The sequence below is a fragment of the Streptomyces sp. NPDC006487 genome (genome assembly GCF_042870555.1).
In the GTDB taxonomy this organism is placed as follows: Bacteria; Actinomycetota; Actinomycetes; order Streptomycetales; family Streptomycetaceae; genus Streptomyces.
Genome location: NZ_JBIAHN010000001.1, coordinates 388,548 through 405,837, shown reverse-complemented (window position 1 = coordinate 405,837; position 17,290 = coordinate 388,548). Strand labels below are relative to the sequence as shown.

General features: G+C 73.1%; 16 protein-coding genes. 5 read left to right on the top strand and 11 right to left on the bottom strand.

Annotated elements, in window-relative coordinates:
- Nucleotides 1–242: 242 nt before the first annotated feature.
- The gene (locus ACFYM0_RS01820) at nt 243–503 is read left to right on the top strand and encodes a hypothetical protein (RefSeq protein ID WP_388495555.1); all 261 of its coding nucleotides are present in this window, start codon (nt 243–245) and stop codon (nt 501–503) included.
- A gap of 216 nt (nt 504–719) precedes the next feature.
- On the opposite strand, the gene ACFYM0_RS01815 is transcribed toward ACFYM0_RS01820, so the two are convergent.
- The 6 genes from ACFYM0_RS01815 to ACFYM0_RS01790 all read right to left on the bottom strand — a co-directional run bounded on the left by ACFYM0_RS01815 (nt 720) and on the right by ACFYM0_RS01790 (nt 6,730).
- Nucleotides 720–1,910: an acyl-CoA dehydrogenase family protein gene (locus ACFYM0_RS01815; RefSeq protein ID WP_266911405.1), complete on the bottom strand. Its 1,191-nt coding sequence runs from the start codon at nt 1,908–1,910 to the stop codon at nt 720–722.
- 124 nt (nt 1,911–2,034) lie between these two features.
- Nucleotides 2,035–3,096 (bottom strand): zinc-binding dehydrogenase, encoded by a 1,062-nt coding sequence (locus ACFYM0_RS01810; RefSeq protein WP_388495554.1) that lies wholly within the window; start codon nt 3,094–3,096, stop codon nt 2,035–2,037.
- Nucleotides 3,093–4,313, bottom strand: coding sequence for an LLM class flavin-dependent oxidoreductase (locus ACFYM0_RS01805; protein WP_388495553.1), 1,221 nt, complete (start codon nt 4,311–4,313; stop codon nt 3,093–3,095). The genes ACFYM0_RS01810 and ACFYM0_RS01805 overlap by 4 nt, the downstream gene beginning before the upstream one ends.
- Before the next feature lie 127 nt (nt 4,314–4,440).
- Nucleotides 4,441–4,968, bottom strand: a complete 528-nt coding sequence (locus tag ACFYM0_RS01800; protein WP_388495551.1) for a hypothetical protein — start codon at nt 4,966–4,968, stop codon at nt 4,441–4,443.
- 26 nt (nt 4,969–4,994) lie between these two features.
- Nucleotides 4,995–5,831 (bottom strand): ketose-bisphosphate aldolase, encoded by an 837-nt coding sequence (locus ACFYM0_RS01795; RefSeq protein WP_388495550.1) that lies wholly within the window; start codon nt 5,829–5,831, stop codon nt 4,995–4,997.
- Nucleotides 5,828–6,730 (bottom strand): SIS domain-containing protein, encoded by a 903-nt coding sequence (locus tag ACFYM0_RS01790; protein WP_388495548.1) that lies wholly within the window; start codon nt 6,728–6,730, stop codon nt 5,828–5,830. The genes ACFYM0_RS01795 and ACFYM0_RS01790 overlap by 4 nt, the downstream gene beginning before the upstream one ends.
- Before the next feature lie 207 nt (nt 6,731–6,937).
- On the opposite strand from ACFYM0_RS01790, the gene ACFYM0_RS01785 reads away from it, so the two are divergent.
- Nucleotides 6,938–7,717 carry a DeoR/GlpR family DNA-binding transcription regulator gene (locus tag ACFYM0_RS01785; RefSeq protein WP_243340861.1) on the top strand — a complete coding sequence of 260 codons (780 nt, stop codon included), beginning with the start codon at nt 6,938–6,940 and terminating at the stop codon, nt 7,715–7,717.
- An 83-nt stretch (nt 7,718–7,800) separates the two neighbouring features.
- Nucleotides 7,801–8,619 carry an MBL fold metallo-hydrolase gene (locus ACFYM0_RS01780; RefSeq protein WP_388495546.1) on the top strand — a complete coding sequence of 273 codons (819 nt, stop codon included), beginning with the start codon at nt 7,801–7,803 and terminating at the stop codon, nt 8,617–8,619.
- A gap of 17 nt (nt 8,620–8,636) precedes the next feature.
- On the opposite strand, the gene ACFYM0_RS01775 is transcribed toward ACFYM0_RS01780, so the two are convergent.
- The 3 genes from ACFYM0_RS01775 to tdh form a co-directional block, all read right to left on the bottom strand.
- Nucleotides 8,637–9,551 (bottom strand): LysR substrate-binding domain-containing protein, encoded by a 915-nt coding sequence (locus ACFYM0_RS01775; RefSeq protein ID WP_388495544.1) that lies wholly within the window; start codon nt 9,549–9,551, stop codon nt 8,637–8,639.
- Nucleotides 9,552–9,754: 203 nt separating this feature from the next.
- Entirely contained in the window at nt 9,755–10,957 is a 1,203-nt protein-coding gene (locus tag ACFYM0_RS01770; protein WP_388495542.1) for a glycine C-acetyltransferase, read from the bottom strand.
- Nucleotides 10,958–11,203: 246 nt separating this feature from the next.
- A complete protein-coding gene (gene tdh, locus ACFYM0_RS01765) occupies nt 11,204–12,235 on the bottom strand; it encodes an L-threonine 3-dehydrogenase (RefSeq protein ID WP_388495540.1) in 1,032 nt (343 codons plus the stop codon).
- Between the two features lie 205 nt (nt 12,236–12,440).
- On the opposite strand from tdh, the gene ACFYM0_RS01760 reads away from it, so the two are divergent.
- Nucleotides 12,441–13,352 carry an alpha/beta hydrolase fold domain-containing protein gene (locus ACFYM0_RS01760; protein ID WP_388495538.1) on the top strand — a complete coding sequence of 304 codons (912 nt, stop codon included), beginning with the start codon at nt 12,441–12,443 and terminating at the stop codon, nt 13,350–13,352.
- A 34-nt stretch (nt 13,353–13,386) separates the two neighbouring features.
- Here the strand turns inward: ACFYM0_RS01760 and ACFYM0_RS01755 are convergent, their stop codons facing one another.
- The gene (locus tag ACFYM0_RS01755; RefSeq protein WP_388495536.1) at nt 13,387–14,103 is read right to left on the bottom strand and encodes a class I SAM-dependent methyltransferase; all 717 of its coding nucleotides are present in this window, start codon (nt 14,101–14,103) and stop codon (nt 13,387–13,389) included.
- A gap of 261 nt (nt 14,104–14,364) precedes the next feature.
- Here ACFYM0_RS01755 and ACFYM0_RS01750 point away from each other — a divergent pair, with 261 nt between their 5' ends.
- Nucleotides 14,365–14,874: a hypothetical protein gene (locus tag ACFYM0_RS01750; RefSeq protein WP_388495534.1), complete on the top strand. Its 510-nt coding sequence runs from the start codon at nt 14,365–14,367 to the stop codon at nt 14,872–14,874.
- A gap of 34 nt (nt 14,875–14,908) precedes the next feature.
- Here the strand turns inward: ACFYM0_RS01750 and ACFYM0_RS01745 are convergent, their stop codons facing one another.
- Nucleotides 14,909–17,188, bottom strand: coding sequence for an MMPL family transporter (locus ACFYM0_RS01745; RefSeq protein WP_388495533.1), 2,280 nt, complete (start codon nt 17,186–17,188; stop codon nt 14,909–14,911).
- Nucleotides 17,189–17,290: the final 102 nt, after the last annotated feature.

Here is a 17,290-nt window from a genome sequence, read left to right as displayed (position 1 = left end):
AGTCCGGTGTCCGGCCGCGGGCGCAGCCGTGTGACGTGGGGAAACTCGGCCTCCCCACGGGCGAGTTGCCCAGTGTTCCGCTCGCCGCCTTCCTTGACCCCGGCCGAGAACACGCGCTAGGTTCCCGCCACGGGAGAGCGCTCTCCCCTGTCGATCCGTCCATCAGGGGGAAGCATGAGCACGCTCCGGGAGCAGGTACTCGACGTACGGAGGCAGGCCTCGGTGTCACGGCCACGGACAAGATGGCCGACAGGACAGTCATCGCGGTCCGCGACCCGCAGATCCCCGACGGAACGAAGCGTCCGGTCGGACCAGAGCACCGTCGTCCTGGTACCGCAGCCCCCGTGGTCTTCGGCGGCAGCATCCTGGTCAACGCCTTGTCCCTCGAACCGGCGGCTCTCCTGCTCGTCTCGCACGACCCCGCACAGGTGGAACGGCTCTGCGACCGGACGGTCCGCATCGACCTGCCGAACACGTGCGAGCCTTCCCCAGCGGCCGTCTGAGCGCTCGCCCACCCCGCCGGGCGAGACGGAACCCGTGCCCGCCGCAGCGACGCAACAGCCGCGGCGGGCACAGGAAGACGGTCGGGAGGCCGGCGGCCCCACCGGCCGGCCCGAACGCCTTCGGCGTCCGACGCCCGAGATCACGTCGAAACGGACGACCGATCGCGGTGCCGGCCACCCCCCTCCGTGCCCACTGGAAAGCCTCGTCACCGCCGGTCAGCGGCGCACCCTCGGCATGCCGAGGCCGATCCACGAGATGATCTCGCGCTGGATCTCGTTGTTGCCGCCGCCGAAGGTGAAGATGACCGCGCTGCGGTAGCCGCGTTCCAGTTCGCCGTGCAGGACCGCGCCCGCGGAGCCGTCCTTCAGGGAGCCGGCCGCGCCGACCACCTCCATCAGCCAGGCGTACGCGTCCCTGCGCGCCTCGGAGCCGTAGACCTTGACGGCGGAGGCGTCCTGCGGGGTGAGGTTGCCGTCCTGGACGGCGTTGACCATCTGCCAGTTCAGCAGCTTCATCGCGTCGAGGCGGGCATGGGTGCGGGCCAGGCGGCCGCGGACCCAGGAGAGGTCGATGACGCGGCGGCCGTCGGCGAGCTTGGTCTCGGCGGCCCATCGCTGGACGTCGTGCAGGGCGCGGATGGCCATGGTGCCGTGGGCGGCGAGGGTGACGCGCTCGTGGTTGAGCTGGTTGGTGATCAGCCGCCAGCCCTTGTTCTCCTGCCCGACGCGGCGGCTCGCGGGCACCCGGATGTTCTCGTAGTAGCTCGCGGTGGTGTCGTGCGAGGCCAGGGTGTTGATGAGGGTGCAGGAGTATCCGGGGTCGGAGGTCGGCACCAGGAGCATGGTGATGCCCTTGTGGGCGGGCGCGTCCGGGTCGGTGCGGACGGCCAGCCAGACCCAGTCGGCGGTGTCGCCGTTGGTGGTCCAGATCTTCTGCCCGTCGACGACGTAGGTGCCGGTCTCCTCGTCACCCTCGCGGACGGCCTTGCACTTGAGGGCGGCGAGGTCGGTGCCGGCGTCGGGCTCGCTGTAGCCGATGGCGAAGTCGATCTCCCCCGCGAGGATCTTGGGCAGGAAGTACGCCTTCTGTTCGTCGGTGCCGAACTGCATGATGGTCGGCCCGACGGTGTTGAGGGCCATCAGCGGCAGCGGTACGACGGCCTGGGCGGCCTCGTCGAAGAAGATGAACTGGTCCATGGGCGACATCCCGCGCCCGCCGTACTCCTTGGGCCAGCCGACGCCCAGCCAGCCGTCGGCGCCGAGCCGTCGGATGGTCTCCCGGTAGAAGCGCTTCTGCTCGGCCGGGTCCTCGTACCGCGCGTAGACGTCGTCCGGGATCAGTTCGGCGAAGTAGGCGCGCAGCTCGGTGCGCAACCGCTGCTGCTCAGGCGTGTATTCGAGGTGCACGGCCCCTCCGGGTCTCTCGTGGCTCAAGGTCGCGCGGCCGTCCGCCGCCGCCGCGGGGGCAGACTAGAACCTGTTACAAGAATCCGGAAGGGTCAGCGGGAAGTCGGCGGCGGTCAGCGGGTGGTCAGCGGGCCACGACCCCGGTTCCGTCCCGCCCCGGCCGGATCAGGACCTTGATGTGCGCCTCCGGCCTCCGCAGGGAGGCGAAGGCCGCGTCGAGTCCGCCGAAGCCCGCTTCTCCGGTGACCAGGGACGCGGGGTCGATGCGGCCGTCGGCGAGACGGGCGAGGGTGGCGCCGAACTCCCCGGGCGGGTAGGCCAGGCACATCCGGATGGTGACGTCCTTGTAGATGCCGACCACCGGGCGGATCACGTCCTCGGTCATCACCCCGCCGATCTGCAGGATCTCGGTGCCGCGCGGGACGGTGTGCAGGAGCTGGTTCAGCATGCCGGGGACGCCCACGCAGTTCACGACCACGGTGGGCCGTGGGCGGGTCCCCGCGAGTTCCGCGCAGAGGCGTACGGGGTCCCGCTCGGCCGGGTCGACCACCGCGTGCGCGCCGAGCCGCAGGGCGGCCGCCCGCCGCAGCGCCGACGGGTCGGAGGCGACCACGGGCCCGGCGCCCCGCTCCAGCAGCGCGGCGACGGCTCCGAGGCCGACCGGGCCGCAGCCGATGACCACGGCCGGGGTGTCCTTTCCCGCCCCGCTCCGCGCGATGTTTCCGAAGCCGACGGCCAGTGGCTCGGTGAGGGCGGCGAGGGCGAGGTCCAGGGAGGACGGGACGGGCAGCAGGGCCTGCGCCTGTACGACGATCCGCTCGCCGAATCCGCCGGGGAAGGCATTGCTGTAGCCCACGGTCCGCACGACCCCGCCCGGGTCGACCGCCCAGGGCAGCCCGACGACCCCGGTGCCCGGTTCGGGGCCGGTCGCGCCGGGCCCGTAGGAAAGGACGCGGCCGGAGAACTCGTGGCCCATCACCAGCGGGCGGTCCGGGTCGAAGAGGAAGCTGGTGGTGCCGCTGTCCCGGGAGGCCCGCAGGAACTCTCCGGTGTGCGCCACCGCGCTCAGGTCGGATCCGCAGATGCCGCAGGCCGCGGTCTCCACGAGCACCTGCCCGGGGCCGGGCACCGGATCCGGGTGGTCCCGTACCCGGAACGCGCCGTCTTCGAGCACCGCGGCCCTCAACGGACTTCTCCCTTGCGGGCGATGGCTTCCATCGTGGACCTGCGCATCGCCCCGATGAACCGTTCGCTGTTGCGCCCGGCCCACTCCAGGCTGGCGCGGCGGGCCTCGGTGTGGCCGGTGAGCCGGGGGACGACCCGCTCGGCGAAGAGCTCCAGGCTGCGCAGGGCCGCCGCGGGCTCGGCGAGGTCCAGCCGGAGGATCAGGAAGGTGCCGAAGCCGCCCGTCTTCTCCGCGAGTTGCTCGATCCGCCGGACGGCGTCCTCGGGGGCGCCGATCACGGCCCGGCCGAAGGTGGGCAGCCCTTCGGTGGTCCACCGTTCGACGGCGCCGGCCGGGGTGGCGCAGCCGTCGAGGCGGGTCCCGCTCAGCTTCTCGATGTAGTCCACGATGCCGGGCGTGCCGTACTCGGCTTCGCGCAGGGCCTGCTCGCGGGTTTCGGCCAGGTGCACCGGGGTGACCAGCCGCCAGGTGGAGCGGTCGGCGGGGCGGCCGGCTTGTCCGCAGGCCCGCTCGTGGGCGGCCCAGTTGGCGTCGAGCGCCGCGTACCCGGTGGGGTCGGCGGCGGCGAGCGAGAGCATCCCGACCCCGTGGCGTCCCGCGAGCACCGCCCCGGTCGGCGATACGGCGGAGGCGACGGCCACGTCCAGTTCCCGGCCCCGGTAGGGCCCGAGCTGGAGCCGGGCCTCCTCCAGGGCGAACCAGTCGGTGGCGGCCGTGACCGTCTCCCCGCGCAGCAGCCGCACGATGGCGTCGAGCGAGTCGGCCGTCATCGCGCGGGACTGGAGCGGATCGACGCCCATCATGAAGGCGTCGGAGGGCAGTTGACCCGGTCCGACGCCGAGCATGGCGCGCCCCCGGGACTGCTGGTCGAGCTGGCAGATCCGGTCGGCGAGGATCAACGGCTGGTGGTAGGGCAGGGAGTTGACCCCGGTGCCGAGCATGATCCGGCCGGTCCGTTCGGCGGCCGCGGCGAGGAACACCTCGGGCGAGGCGATGATCTCGTACCCGGCGGAGTGGTGTTCGCCTGCCCACAGCTCCTCGTAGCCGAGCCGGTCGAGGTCGGCGGCGAGCTCGAGGTCCCGGCGCAGCTGGAACGATGGGTCGCCGTCGGGCCGGTGGTAGGGCGCGAGGAACACCCCGAACCGGTACGGGAGATACGGCTGCGGCTGGTGCTGCGGCATGGGCGGCGGCGTGTGCTGCGGCATCTGCGGTGGCATGTGCGGTGGCCTTCCCTCGGCGGCGCCTGCTCTGCTCCGGCATCCGACGAAACACCGCCCGGGCCGCAGCTTCAATGCCGCCGCGGGAGTCCTCCCACTGAGTGGGAGGACTCCCGCGGGCCGCCGCTCAGGTGTAGAGGAAGACGTAGTCGAAGTAGACGAGGTCGCGGATGCCGTCGAAGCGGAAGGTCCCCGACGGGACCACGTCCAGGCCTTCCTCCAGCGCGACCTTGTCGTACGTCACGCTCTGCTTCCAGCCGGCACTGGAGGGGATGTACGGTTTCAGCGCGGCGGGCGGCGCGGCCAGCGGCCCGAACTCGAAGTGGTGGGCGGGGTCGCTCATGATGCGGTTCGCCGTGCCCTCCTTGAGGTGGGCGACCCCGACCAGCCGCATCCGGGAATCCGGGCTCGGGATCGACCGGGCGTCGTTGGACCCGTGCTCGTCGATGTCGTAGCCCAGCCAGTGTGCGTCGGACACGTCGCCCAGCGCCGTCCAGAAGCGCCGGTTGAGCGGGGCAAGATCGGTGCGGACCTTCTCCGCGTTCTCCTCCTCGGGCCACATCGCGTAGCCGAGCCCCGCCGCGCCGAGCAGCAGCGGGGCCCCCAGTCCCAGAAGGAGCCGCCGTCTGCTGCCAAGGCCCCGCTGTGTGCTCATCGAAGTCCCCCCAGTACCCGTTCCCGTCAGTTCAGGGCGCTGATCATAGCGGCGGCCGTCGCCGTCATCGCCTCCCGTGCGGCGGTCAGATACGGACGGGGATCCGCGGGGGTCATGTGGGTGCGGATCGCTTCGGTCATCGCCACGTTGAGCGCGGTGCCGATGTTGACCTTGCGGATGCCGCCGGCGACGGCCGCGGCGAGTTCCGCGTCCGGCAGACCGGAGGAACCGTGGAGCACCAGCGGCACGTCGACCGTCTTGGCGAGGCGGCCGAGCAGCACGTGGTCCAGGGCCGCGGTCCGGCTGGTCATGGCGTGGCTGCTGCCGATGGCGACGGCCAGCGCGTCCACCCCGGAGTCGGCGACGAACCGCCGCGCCTCGTCCGGGTCGGTACGGGCGCCGGGTGCGTGCGGGTCCAGTGGCGCGGCCCCGTTCTTCCCGCCGACCTCGCCCAGTTCGGCTTCGATCCAGAGCCCGTTGACGTGGGCCCAGTCGGCGGCGGAGCGGGTCGCCTCGAGGTTCTCGGCGTAGGAGAGGTGCGCGGCGTCGTACATGACCGAGCTGAATCCGGCGTCCACGGCCTGCCGCAGCAGTTCGGAGCTCTTGACGTGGTCCAGGTGCAGACCGACCGGGACCCCGGCGGCCTCGGCGACCGCCACGGCCGCGCGGCTGATCGGCAGCAGTGCTCCGCCCCGGAACGTGACGGCGTTCTCGCTGAGCTGGAGGACCACGGGCAGTCCGGCCGATTCGGCGCCCGCGACGACCGCTTCGGCGTGCTCCAGCGTGATGATGTTGAAGGCGGCGACGGCGCGGCCCTGGGCGGCGGCCTCCAGGACGAGCCTGCCGGCGGGGACCAGGCTCATCGGACGGCCTCCTCTCCCGTGGTGAGGATGACGGACCGGGTCAGATTGCGCGGCGCGTCCGGGTCCAGCCCCTGGTGGGCGGCGACGGCGACGGCCAGGCGGTGGACGCGGACCAGCTCGGCGAGCGGGTCGAGGTGCCCGGCCACCCATTGGGCTCCGGTCCCCCGGACCTGTTCGGCGAGCCCTTCGGGCGCGTCACCGAGCGACCAGGTGGCGGTGCCCGGCGCCGAGACGCTGATGGGGCCGTGCCGGTATTCCATGGCCGGGTAGGACTCGGCCCAGGCCAGGGCGGCCTCGCGCATCTTCAGCGCGGCCTCGTTGGCGAGTCCGACGCTCCAGCCGCGCCCGAGGAAGGTGAACTGGCCCCGGGTCTCGAGCTCCGCGGGGAGCGGGTCGGCGAGGGCGGCGCGGGCGTCGGCGACGACGGACGGGCTGTGCAGGCCCACGTGGGCGCGCAGCAGGGTGAGGGCCGTGGTGGCGAAGCGGGTCTGGACGACGGACCGCTCGTCGGCGAAGTCGAGTACGACCAGGTCGTCGGCGAGGGTGATGACGGGGGTGGCCGGGTCCCCGATGACAGCGGTGGTGGGTACGCCCGCGTCCCGGAGCCCCGCCAGCAGGTCGAGGACCTCGGTGGTGGTTCCGGACCGGGTCAGCGCGACGACCCGGTCGTAACGCCGGTGGCGGGGGAACTCCGAGGCGGGGAAGGCATCGGTCTCGCCCTGCCCGGCCTCCTCGCGCAACACGGCGGCGGCCTGGGCCATGTAGTACGAGGTCCCGCATCCGACGATCGCGGTACGCTCCCCCGGCCGCGGCAGCACCGCCCTGTGATCCGGGGCCAGTTCGGCGGCCCGCTCCCAGCATGCGGGCTGCGTGCCCAACTCGTACGCGACATGGCTCATGGCGGCTCCCTAGCGCGGTGCGTGCACCCCTGAATGCGTGTTCCTGCAAGATAGTGGGCTCTTTCACGCAACTTCAAGCATCTCAAGGATGATCCCCTGCGTTAATCTCGACGCGTAGGCCAAGAGTGAGCGCCGAAGCGAACGGCGAGGCGACTACCGCAGACGCGATCGAAGACACGACCGAAGACGAGACCGAAAGGGCGGCCGATGACCCGCAAGGAACGCTGGCAGACACTGCTGGACCTGCTGGTGGAGCGGGGCGAGCTGGAAGTGGAGCCCGCCGCCGAGGCCCTCGGCGTGTCCGCCGCCACCATCCGGCGCGATCTCGACCAGCTCGCCGAGCAGCAGCTACTGGTCCGCACGCGCGGCGGAGCCGTCCTGCACGGGGTGTCGTACGAACTCCCGCTGCGCTACCGGACCTCGCGCCGGGCCGCCGAGAAGAGCCGCATCAGCGAGACCGTCGCGGCGCTGATCGTCCCGGGCGAGGTGATCGGCCTGACCGGCGGCACCACGACCACCGAGGTGGCGCGGGCCCTGGCCGCCCGCCCCGACCTGGCCACCGGCTCCCCCGCCCTCACCGTGGTCACCAACGCGCTGAACATCGCGGGCGAGCTGGTCATCAGACCGCAGTTCAAGATCGTGCTCACCGGCGGTGTGGCCCGGCCCCAGTCGTACGAGCTCACGGGTCCTCTCGCCATGGAGGTGCTCGGGCAGCTCTCCGTGGACACCGCCGTCGTCGGCGTGGACGCCTTCGACCCGGCCGACGGGGCCGCCACCCGGCACGAGGACGAGGCCGCCATGAACCGGCTGCTCTGCGAGCGCGCCCGCCGCGTGGTGATCGCGGCCGACTCCAGCAAGCTGGGCGTCCGCGCCTTCGCCCGGATCGTCTCCACCGACGCCGTGGACGTGCTGGTGACGGACACCGGCCTGTCCCCTTCGGTGGCCGAGGCCTTCGAGGCGGCGGGCGTGGAGGTCATCCGCGCCTGAGCACACGGCCGGGGCTCGCGGTCGGGCCCCGCGCGGTCGGCCCGGCCCGGGGCCGCCTCTCCGGGGCGTCCTAGACTCCCCGGATGGCAGACGATCTTCTCCGGCTCACCGTCCTGGGCAGCGCGACGCCCTATCCCCGCGCCGACAACCCCTGCTCCGGCTACCTGCTCGAAGGCGGCGGCGCCCGGGTCTGGGTCGACGCGGGCAGCGGAACCCTGGGACCGCTGCAACGCCACGTCGGGCTCGGCGAACTCGACGCGATATGGATCTCGCACCTGCACGCCGACCACACCGCCGACCTGCTGACCGCGTACTACGGCCTGCTGTACGCCGACGTACGGCGGCCCGCACCGCTCCCCCTCTACGGGCCGCCCGGCATCGCCGACCGGCTGGCGGGGTTCCTCACCAACGGCCCGGACCGCAGCCCGGTCGAGGCCGCCTTCGAGGTCCACGAGCTCTACGACGGCCACCGCGCGCGGGCCGGAGCCCTCGGTCTCACCAGCCGGGCGGTGTCCCACGGCATGCCCGCCTTCGCGCTGCGCGCCGAGTCGGGTGGCCGCTCCCTCGTGTACTCCGGGGACACGGCGCCCTGTTCGGCCCTGACCCGGTTCGCCGAGGACTGCACGCTCCTGCTCTGCGAGGCCGACAGCCCGGCGCACCCGGCGGACGGCGAACCGGTGCACCACACCCCCGAGGAGGCCGGGGACACCGCCCGCGCGGCCCGCGCCGGGCGGCTGGTCCTCACGCACGTCGGCCGGGACATGGATCCGGCCGAGGCGGTGTCCCGCGCCGCCGCCCGCTACTCCGGGCCCGTGGACCACGCCGCGCCCGGCGCCGTCTTCACGGTCGGTCAGGGCTCCGGACAGGGCCCCGGGCAGATCGTCGAGCAGGCCCTCGGTTAGGCCCGGGGCCCCCTCGGTCAGTGTTCCGGGAGCCGGTCCGCCTCACGGGTCAGGGCCGCCAGGACCGGGGCGATCAGCGGGTGCGCCTCGGCGCCGCGCCGAGTGGCGGCGAAGACGCGGCGGGTGGGCGCCGGGCCGGACACCGGGCGGACCTGGACCTCCTTGAGGTCCATGCCGCGCAGCGCCGATCGGGGCACGAGGGCCACTCCGGCGCCGGCGCCGACCAGGGCCACCACGGCCCGGAAGTCGTCGGAGGAGTGCACCAACCGGGGCTGGAAGCCGGCCAGTTCGCAGGCGAGGAGCATCACGTCGTGGCAGGGGTTGCCGGGGTACTGCCCCACCCAGTCCGCGTCGGAGAGGTCGGCCAGGGACACCTCGGGCAGGTCCCCGAGCGGGTGGCCGGCCGGGAGGACCGCGTCGAAGGGCTCGGCGTAGAGCGGGAGCACGGACAGCCGGCCGTCGTCGGCGCCCGGGGCTCCCCGGTACTCGACGGCCAGCGCCAGGTCCGCCTCCCCGTCGAGCAGCAGCAACAAGCTCTGGTCGCCCTCCGCGTCGCGTACGCGCAGCCTGATCCCGGGGTGGTCCGCGGCGAGCCGGGTGATGGCGGGGGCCAGTACCTCGGCGATGCCGGTCGCGAAGGCGGCCACGGTGACCTCGCCCGCCGAGCCGCCCGCGTAGGCGGCGAGTTCCGCTTCCGCCCGCTCCAGCTGCGCGAGCACCTCGTGGGCGTGCCCGAGCAGGATCTGCCCGGCCGCGGTGAGCCGGACGCCCCGGCCGCTGCGGGTCAGCAGGGCGTGCCCGGTCTCCTGCTCCAGCGCCGCGAGCTGCTGGGAGACGGCGGAGGGGGTGAGGTAGAGCGCTGCGGCCGCGGCGGTCACCGTACGGTGGTCCGCGACGGCCCGCAGGATGCGCAGCCTCCGTGGGTCGATCACGCTGCCATTCTCGCAGGCCGCGGGGCCCTGCCGGGCCGACCGAACGGGCGGGAGGGACCCGATCCGGTGTGAACCGGGTCCGGGGTAACGCCCGCCGGCCGGGTGCGCGGCCCGGACCGGGCGGGGGCGCTGTCCCCCACCCACCCTTCGCCCGTTCCCCGGGCTCTGCCCGGCCCCGTCCCGGGGCCGGCCCGGGCTCGGGGCTAGGCGCCCGCCAGGGCAGCCCGCGCGTCGATGAACGCCGCGATCGCGCGTTCCACGTCGGCCGTCGAGTGCGCGGCCGAGAGCTGGACGCGGATTCGCGCGGCGCCCATCGGCACCACCGGGTAGGAGAAGCCGATCACGTAGACCCCGCGCTCCAGCAGGAGTTCCGCCATCCTGGCCGCCTCCGCCGCGTCGCCGATCATCACCGGGGCGATGGCGTGGTCGCCGGGCAGGATCTCGAAGCCGGCCTCGGTCATCTTCGTACGGAAGAGCGCGGTGTTGGCGGCGAGCCGCTCGCGCAGGTCGTCGGCCGACTCCAGCAGGTCCAGGACCTTGAGGGAGGCCGCCGCGATGACCGGGGCGAGGGAGTTGGAGAAGAGGTACGGGCGCGAGCGCTGGCGCAGCAGTTCCACGATCTCGGCGCGCGCCGCGACGTAGCCGCCGGAGGCTCCGCCCAGCGCCTTGCCGAGGGTGCCGGTGATGATGTCCACGCGGTCCATGACCCCGTGCAGTTCGGGGGTGCCGCGGCCACCGGGGCCGACGAAGCCGACGGCGTGCGAGTCGTCGACCATGACCATGGCGTCGTAGCGCTCCGCGAGGTCGCAGATCTCGGCGAGCGGGGCGACGTAGCCGTCCATGGAGAACACGCCGTCGGTGACGATGAGCTTGCGGCGGGCGCCGCCCTCGGTGGCCTCCTTGAGCCGGGTCTCCAGCTCCGCCATGTCCCGGTTGGCGTAGCGGAAGCGGCGGGCCTTGGAGAGGCGGATGCCGTCGATGATCGAGGCGTGGTTGAGGGCGTCGGAGATCACCGCGTCCTCGGGGCCGAGGATGGTCTCGAAGACTCCGCCGTTGGCGTCGAAGCAGGAGGAGTAGAGGATCGTGTCCTCCTGGCCGAGGAAGGCGGAGAGCCGCGCCTCCAGCTCCTTGTGCACCTCCTGCGTACCGCAGATGAAGCGCACGGAGGCCATTCCGTAGCCCCAGCGGTCCAGGGCCTCCTTCGCCGCGGTGACCACCTCGGGGTGGTCGGCGAGACCGAGGTAGTTGTTGGCGCAGAAGTTGAGGACCTCGCCGGGGGCGCCGCCCGAGGTCACGGCGACGGCGGCGTTCTGCGGGGTGCCGATGACGCGCTCGGGCTTGTGCAGACCCGCTGCGCGGATCTCGTCGAGGGTCGTACGGAGGTCCGCGCGGACGGTCTCGAACATGTGCGGTGCTCTCTTTCTCCTGGTGCGGCGGAGGGAGGGGGGCCGGGCCCCGCGGAGGGGGGAGGGTGTTGCGGGGCCCGGCCGGAGGGAAATGGTCAGTGGGGCTGGACGCCCGGGCACCGGCGCCCGGGTCGCTGGGCCCAGGTCTCCGGGCCCGGGTCGCTGGGCCCAGATCTCCGGACCCGGAGCGATGGGCCCGGAGCGATGGGCCCGGAGCGATGGGCCCGGGTCACAGGGCCCGGATCGCTACGCCTGGGTCCAGTCCAGGATGATCTTGCCGCTGCGCGCGGTCGCGGCCTCGTCGAACGCGGCCTCGAAGTCCCCGAAGGCGTACCGGCCGGTGATGACGGGGCTGAGGTCGAGCCCGCCTTCCAGCAGCACCGTCATCGCGTACCAGGTCTCGAACATCTCGCGGCCGTAGATGCCCTTGATGGTGATCATCGAGGTGACGACCTTGGCCCAGTCGACGGCGAAGTCCTGCGCCGGCAGGCCCAGCATGGCGATCTTGCCGCCGTGCGTCATGTTGTCGATCATGTCGCGCATGGCCTCGCCGCGGCCGGACATCTCCAGGCCGACGTCGAAGCCCTCGCGCAGGCCCAGCTGCGCCTGCGCGTCGGCGATGGTCGCCTTCGAAACGTCGAGCGCGAGGGTGGCACCGGCCTTGCGGGCGATCTCCAGACGCTCCGGGCTGACGTCGGTGATGACCACGTTGCGCGCTCCCGCGTGCCGGGCCACGGCCGCCGCCATGATCCCGATCGGGCCCGCGCCGGTGATCAGCACGTCCTCGCCGACCAGCGGGAAGGAGAGCGCGGTGTGCACGGCGTTGCCGAACGGGTCGAAGATCGCCGCGACGTCGAGGTCCACCTTCGTGCGGTGCACCCACACGTTCTGCGCGGGCAGCACCACGTACTCGGCGAAGGCGCCGTCGCGACCCACTCCGAGCCCGATCGTGCTGCGGCACAGGTGGCGGCGCCCGGCCAGGCAGTTGCGGCACGTCCCGCACACCAGGTGGCCCTCGCCGCTGACCAGCGCGCCGACCTCGATGCCGGTGACGCCCGCGCCGAGCGCGGCCACCTCACCGACGAACTCGTGACCGAGCACCAGCGGGGTCTTGACGGCGCCCTGCGCCCAGCCGTCCCAGGAGCGGATGTGCAGGTCCGTCCCGCAGATGCCGGTGCGCAGCACCTTGATCAGCACCTCGCCGGGGCCGTACTCGGGCTCGGGAACGTCCATCAGCCACAGCCCGGGCTCGGCCTTGTGCTTGACGAGTGCCTTCATGGGGGTGGCTCCAGGCATGCGGAAGGGAGCGCTACGGGGCGGGCGGGCCTGGCAGCGTCGGACGACACCAATCTGCCGACCTGCGGGTGATCAGTCCATCGAGGATTTCTTAAGCGGGTCCACAGCCCAGCTTCACGCCTATGCTCCTCAGGTGACGGGCAGGGGCCGGGGAGTGGGCCGGGCCGGGAATGGGGAGGTGAGGGGCGTGCCGAGTCTGCGCAGCAGGGCGCTTTCGGCCGCGCTGATCGCGGCGGGACGGCGAAGACGCTTCGGGAGCGCCGAGGCGGTCCGTACCCGGGTGGCGGAGTCGATGCGGCGCCCGGCGTCGCACCTTCCCCCGCGTTCGCTGGGCCGGGTGGCGGAGGTCTCGCGGACCTTCGTGGGGGCCTGGCCGGTGTACGAGGTCTCGCCGCTCGGCGTGGAACCGGCCGCCCGGGTGCTGTACGTGCACGGCGGCGGGTACATCAACGAACTGGTCCGGTCGCACTGGTCGCTGATCCGGACCCTGGTCACGCGGGCGCAGGCCCGGGTGGTCGTACCGGCGTACATACTCGCCCCGCGCGGAACCGCCGACCGGACCGTCCCGGTCGCCGCCGATCTGCTCAGCGGCCTGATCGCGAGCGGGGGCGCGGGCGGCACGGTGCTCCTCGGGGATTCGGCGGGCGCCGGGCTGGCGCTGGCCGCGGCACAGCGGCTGCGGGACCGCAACGGGGCGCAGCCGTCCCGGATCGTGCTGATCTCGCCCTGGCTGGACGTGTCCATGAGCCATCCCGACCAGGCGGCCATCGAGGCGGGCGACCCGATGCTGGCCCGGCCCGGCCTGCGGGAGGCCGGACGCTTGTACGCGGGCAACCTGGCGGCCGACGATCCCCGGGTGAGCCCGCTGCACGGGTCGTTCGCGGGCCTGGCCCCGCTGACGGTGTTCACGGGCACCCGGGACGTCCTGTCGACCGACAGCCGCGAGCTGCTGAACAAGGCGCGGGCGGCCGGCGCCGAGGTGGAGTTCATCGAGGAGCCGGGGCTGCCCCACGACTACCCGCTGCTGCCGGTCCCGGAGGGCAGGGCGGCCCGCGACCGGATCGTGGAGCTGGTCCGCGCGGCGGCGGCGGAGTCCTGAGCCGCCGGCGCCTCCTGCCGGCCCCCGAGGGGCCTCAGGCCACACAGTTCATCAAGGAACCGACGGGCGCCGTGCGGTAGCGGGCCCAGTAGGTCTCGTCCCGGGTCTCGCAGGCCGGCGGGGTCCGGGTCGGCTGCCAGGTCACGGTGGCGAAGCCGGCGTCGGCGGCGGCTTCCGCGAAGTCGGCGTGGGCCCATTCGCGGCATTCGAACGGGACCGGCGGGTCGGTCTCCAGCCGCGCCCGCAGCAGCGGGGCGTCCCCGCCGGGAGCACGCTCGACGACGCTGATCCCGTACGGCTCCCAGTCCGCGTACGGGAAGGCCCCCGGGTTCGGCACGATGGCGAGGAGCCGCCCGCCGGGGCGCAGGTTGGCGCGTACGGCGCGGAACATGGCGTGCAGGGCCGCCCGGTCGTGGGCCTGGTTGAACAGGTACACGGCGGTGGCCAGGTCGAAGGGGCCCAGGGCCGGCATGTCGGCCGCCGCGTCCGCGACGACGTACTCGACGCGGTGCGCCAGGCCCGCGCCGGTCTCCCGGGCCCGGCGGATCCGCTCGGGGCAGCTGTCGACGCCCACCGTCCTGCGGGCCCCGCCGCTCGCCAGCAGCCGGGTGGTGCTCCCGTGACCGCAGGCCATGTCGAGGGTGTCGAGGCCGCGGACGCCGCCGAGGGCGTCGAGGGCCGTGCTCAGGGTGAAGGCATCGGCGACCGAGAAGGCCGGCGGGGGCGTTGACGTGTCGTACTGCTGTCGCATGTCCGAAACCCTGCCCGTCACCGGGCCGCGGCCGACGGTCCCCGCCGCTACCTCCCCCGGACGGGGGAGGCGTTCGGATCAGTCGTACGACGTACGGGGCTGCGGCCTTGTGCACGTGAGGCATGCGGCGGCCACCGCGCGTGCGGCTCCGGTCCCCTCCCCAGGTCCTCCCCCGGCGGATCCGTCCTCATCCGCGGGGCGGATACGGTCCGCCGCCACGGGTGAAGCGCGACCGCCCGGTCACGGGCCAGCATGGGCCGCATGACGACAGAGACCGCTCCTCTCCCCGCCTCCGCACCTGCGCCCGCGCCCGTCTGGGCCCGCCGCGCCGCCCACGCCATCGCGCTGTGCGCCGCCCCGTCCGGGCTGTGGCGGATCGCCATGGCATCCGGTGTCCACGTGGGCTACACCGACCGGGTGCTGCGCGAGGTCTTCGGCATCCCGGGCTGGGGCATCGCCTACGTCGTCGGGCTGTCCGTCCTTGCCGAACTGGCCGCCTTGGCACCGGTGCTGCTGGTCAGCGACCGGTGGCGGCCGCTGAGCCCCAGGGTTCTCACCCCGCTGGCCTGGACCGCCTCGGGCGCCCTGATCCTGATGGCCCTGTGGCAACTCGTGGTCGCCTTCACTGTCGAGAGCCAGACGTACATGACGGGCGGTACGGCACAGACCGTCTGGGCCTTCGCCTTCGCCCCGCTGTTCGCGATACCGGCCCTGATGACCGCGGTGACGTGGTCGTACGCGAAGCGGAACCGGCGGCGCTCGAGGGCCTGATCCGGCGGTTCAAGACGGGCCGGCAGGAGTTGGGTCAAAGGTCGACCGGCCGTGCACGCGGGGCTTCACCCGTGGATTGCGCGTCGGTGTCGTCGGTGCCGTCGGTGCCGACCGGGCCGCGGGGAAGCATCCGGTCCAGCCACTTCGGCAGCCACCAGTTGGCCCGGCCGAGGAGCGTCATGGTCGCCGGTACCAGCACCATGCGTACGACCGTGGCGTCGATGAAGATCGCGGTGGCCAGACCGAGCCCGAACATTTTGGTGGAGGGGTCCGCGGCGACGGCGAAGGACAGGAAGACCGCCACCATGATGAGGGCGGCCGAGGTGATGATCCGGGCGGTGCCCGCGATGCCCTCGACGATCGCCGTGCCGTTGTCGCCGGTGCGCAGGTACTCCTCGCGCACGCGGGAGAGGAGGAACACCTCGTAGTCCATCGACAGGCCGAACAGGATGGCGAAGAGGAACATCGGGATGAACGACACGATCGGAACCGTCGCTTCCAGCCCGATGAGTGCGCCTCCCCAGCCCCACTGGAAGACCGCGACCATGATGCCGTAGGCCGCGCCGATGCTCAGCAGATTCAGCAGTACCGCCTTGAGCGGTACGAGTACCGAGCGGAAGATCAGCATCAGCAGCAGGAACGACATCGCCAGCACGGTGGCGACGAACACCGGCAGGCGTTGGCTGGTGCGTTGGCCCACATCGAACAGGCTCGCGGCGGCTCCGCCGACGTGGGCCCTGGCCGGGCCGTGCCCGATCGCCGTGGGCAGCACGTCGGTGCGCAGCCGGGCGATGGTTTCGGCCGTGGCCTTGTCCTGAGGGCTGGTGGTCGGGAACACCACGAGGGTCGCGATGCCGGTGGCCCGGTCGATGTGCGTCGGCACGACGGATGCGATGCCCGGATCCGCCGCGACCGCCCCGACGAGTCGGTCCAGCACTCCCGGATCACGGGCGGGGTCCGCGGCGATGACGAGGGGACCGTTGGTGCCCGGGCCGAAGCCCTCGGCGACGAGGTCGTAGGCCCGGCGCTCGGTACGGCCGTGGGGCAGTGAGCCGTCGTCGGGCAGGCCGACGCGCAGGCCGAGCACGGGCAGCGTCGCCGTCAGCAGCAGCCCCGCCGCGCCGATCGCGTACAGCACCGGGTGCCGGCTGACGTGCCCGATCCAGCGCCGCCAACCGGCGGCGGGAGCGGCTCCGGCCGCCGTGTCCCGCTGCCGTGCGAGTCGGCCCGGCTTCCCGGTCCGCAGGGCCCGGCCGATCCGGCCGGCCCGGGCCAGGCGTGGGCCGGCGGCGCCGAGGAAGGCCGGCAGAAGCGTCACCGACGCGACCACCATGGTCAGAACGACGATCGAGACGGCGAGCCCGCCCACCGTCATGAACGGCACGTTCGCGACCGCCAGGCCGAGGATCGATACGACGACGACGCCGCCGGCGAAGACCACGGGCCTCCCCGCAGTGGCCACCGCTCGCCCCGCCGCCTCGTGGGGATCGAGCCCGCGCGCGAGGTACTCCCGGTGTCTGGCGAGCACGAACAGCGCGTAGTCGATGCCCACTCCGAGCCCGACCATGCCGCCCAGGACGGGGGCGAAGGTCGGGACGTCCGTCACCCCCGCCAGTACCGTCATCGTGGCAACTCCGATGGTCAGCCCGAAGACCGCCATGCCGATCGGCAGCGCGGCGGCGACGAGCGAACCGAACGCCAGGAACAGGATCGCGGCCGCGGCGAGGAGGCCGATCAGCTCGCTCGCGCCGCCGTCGGGGTCGGAGAAGGCGTAGAAGAGGTTCCCGCCCATCTCGATGCGCAGGGGCAGTTCGGCGCGCAGCCGGTCGCCGAGATCGACGAGGGCGTCGAGGTCTTCGGCCGACAGCCGGCTCTGGTCGGGATACTGCACCCGGACGACTGCGATCCGCCCGTCGGCCGAGACGAGGCCGCCGCGCACGGCGGTGTCCCCGCGTGCGTCGAGTGCCCCCGCCGGGTCGCTCGTGCCGAGCACGTGCGGCAGCCGCTTCACCTCGGTCTGCAGCCGCGTGAGCGCGGTGCGCGCGCTGCCGTGGTCGAAGAACGTCGCACCGCCGTCGCGGGGGGTGACGACCACTTGGGCGGTCATCCCCTCCTGGCCGGTGCCGGCCCGCTCGATCAGTTCCGCGGCCCGTTGGGAGTCCAGCCCCGGAGCGGTCATCGAGTCCGCGGTCCGCCCGCCGAAGGCGATCGCGGCGAGGACGGCAAGGGTGGCGGCGATCAGCCATGCCGCGATCACCCGCCAGGGATGGCGGGCGGCGCTTGCGCCCAGGCGCAACAGGGCTTTCGAGAGCATCGGGTCCTCCAACCACCTCGTCGGCCGTCCTTGTACGGCCGCCGATGCCGAGGTTCGTCGCCACGGCGCTCCGCGGCATCGGCCCGCGGGCCGCGGATCCGT

What these genes read in the sequence shown, in the direction of transcription:
- ACFYM0_RS01820 (WP_388495555.1), top strand. Translation starts at nt 243, where the DNA reads ATGGCCGACAGGACAGTCATCGCGGTCCGCGACCCGCAGATCCCCGAC.
- ACFYM0_RS01805 (WP_388495553.1), bottom strand. Translation starts at nt 4,313, where the DNA reads ATGCCACCGCAGATGCCGCAGCACACGCCGCCGCCCATGCCGCAGCAC.
- ACFYM0_RS01800 (WP_388495551.1), bottom strand. Translation starts at nt 4,968, where the DNA reads ATGAGCACACAGCGGGGCCTTGGCAGCAGACGGCGGCTCCTTCTGGGA.
- ACFYM0_RS01795 (WP_388495550.1), bottom strand. Translation starts at nt 5,831, where the DNA reads ATGAGCCTGGTCCCCGCCGGCAGGCTCGTCCTGGAGGCCGCCGCCCAG.
- ACFYM0_RS01790 (WP_388495548.1), bottom strand. Translation starts at nt 6,730, where the DNA reads ATGAGCCATGTCGCGTACGAGTTGGGCACGCAGCCCGCATGCTGGGAG.
- ACFYM0_RS01785 (WP_243340861.1), top strand. Translation starts at nt 6,938, where the DNA reads ATGACCCGCAAGGAACGCTGGCAGACACTGCTGGACCTGCTGGTGGAG.
- ACFYM0_RS01780 (WP_388495546.1), top strand. Translation starts at nt 7,801, where the DNA reads ATGGCAGACGATCTTCTCCGGCTCACCGTCCTGGGCAGCGCGACGCCC.
- ACFYM0_RS01770 (WP_388495542.1), bottom strand. Translation starts at nt 10,957, where the DNA reads ATGTTCGAGACCGTCCGCGCGGACCTCCGTACGACCCTCGACGAGATC.
- tdh (WP_388495540.1), bottom strand. Translation starts at nt 12,235, where the DNA reads ATGAAGGCACTCGTCAAGCACAAGGCCGAGCCCGGGCTGTGGCTGATG.
- ACFYM0_RS01755 (WP_388495536.1), bottom strand. Translation starts at nt 14,103, where the DNA reads ATGCGACAGCAGTACGACACGTCAACGCCCCCGCCGGCCTTCTCGGTC.
- ACFYM0_RS01750 (WP_388495534.1), top strand. Translation starts at nt 14,365, where the DNA reads ATGACGACAGAGACCGCTCCTCTCCCCGCCTCCGCACCTGCGCCCGCG.
- ACFYM0_RS01745 (WP_388495533.1), bottom strand. Translation starts at nt 17,188, where the DNA reads ATGCTCTCGAAAGCCCTGTTGCGCCTGGGCGCAAGCGCCGCCCGCCAT.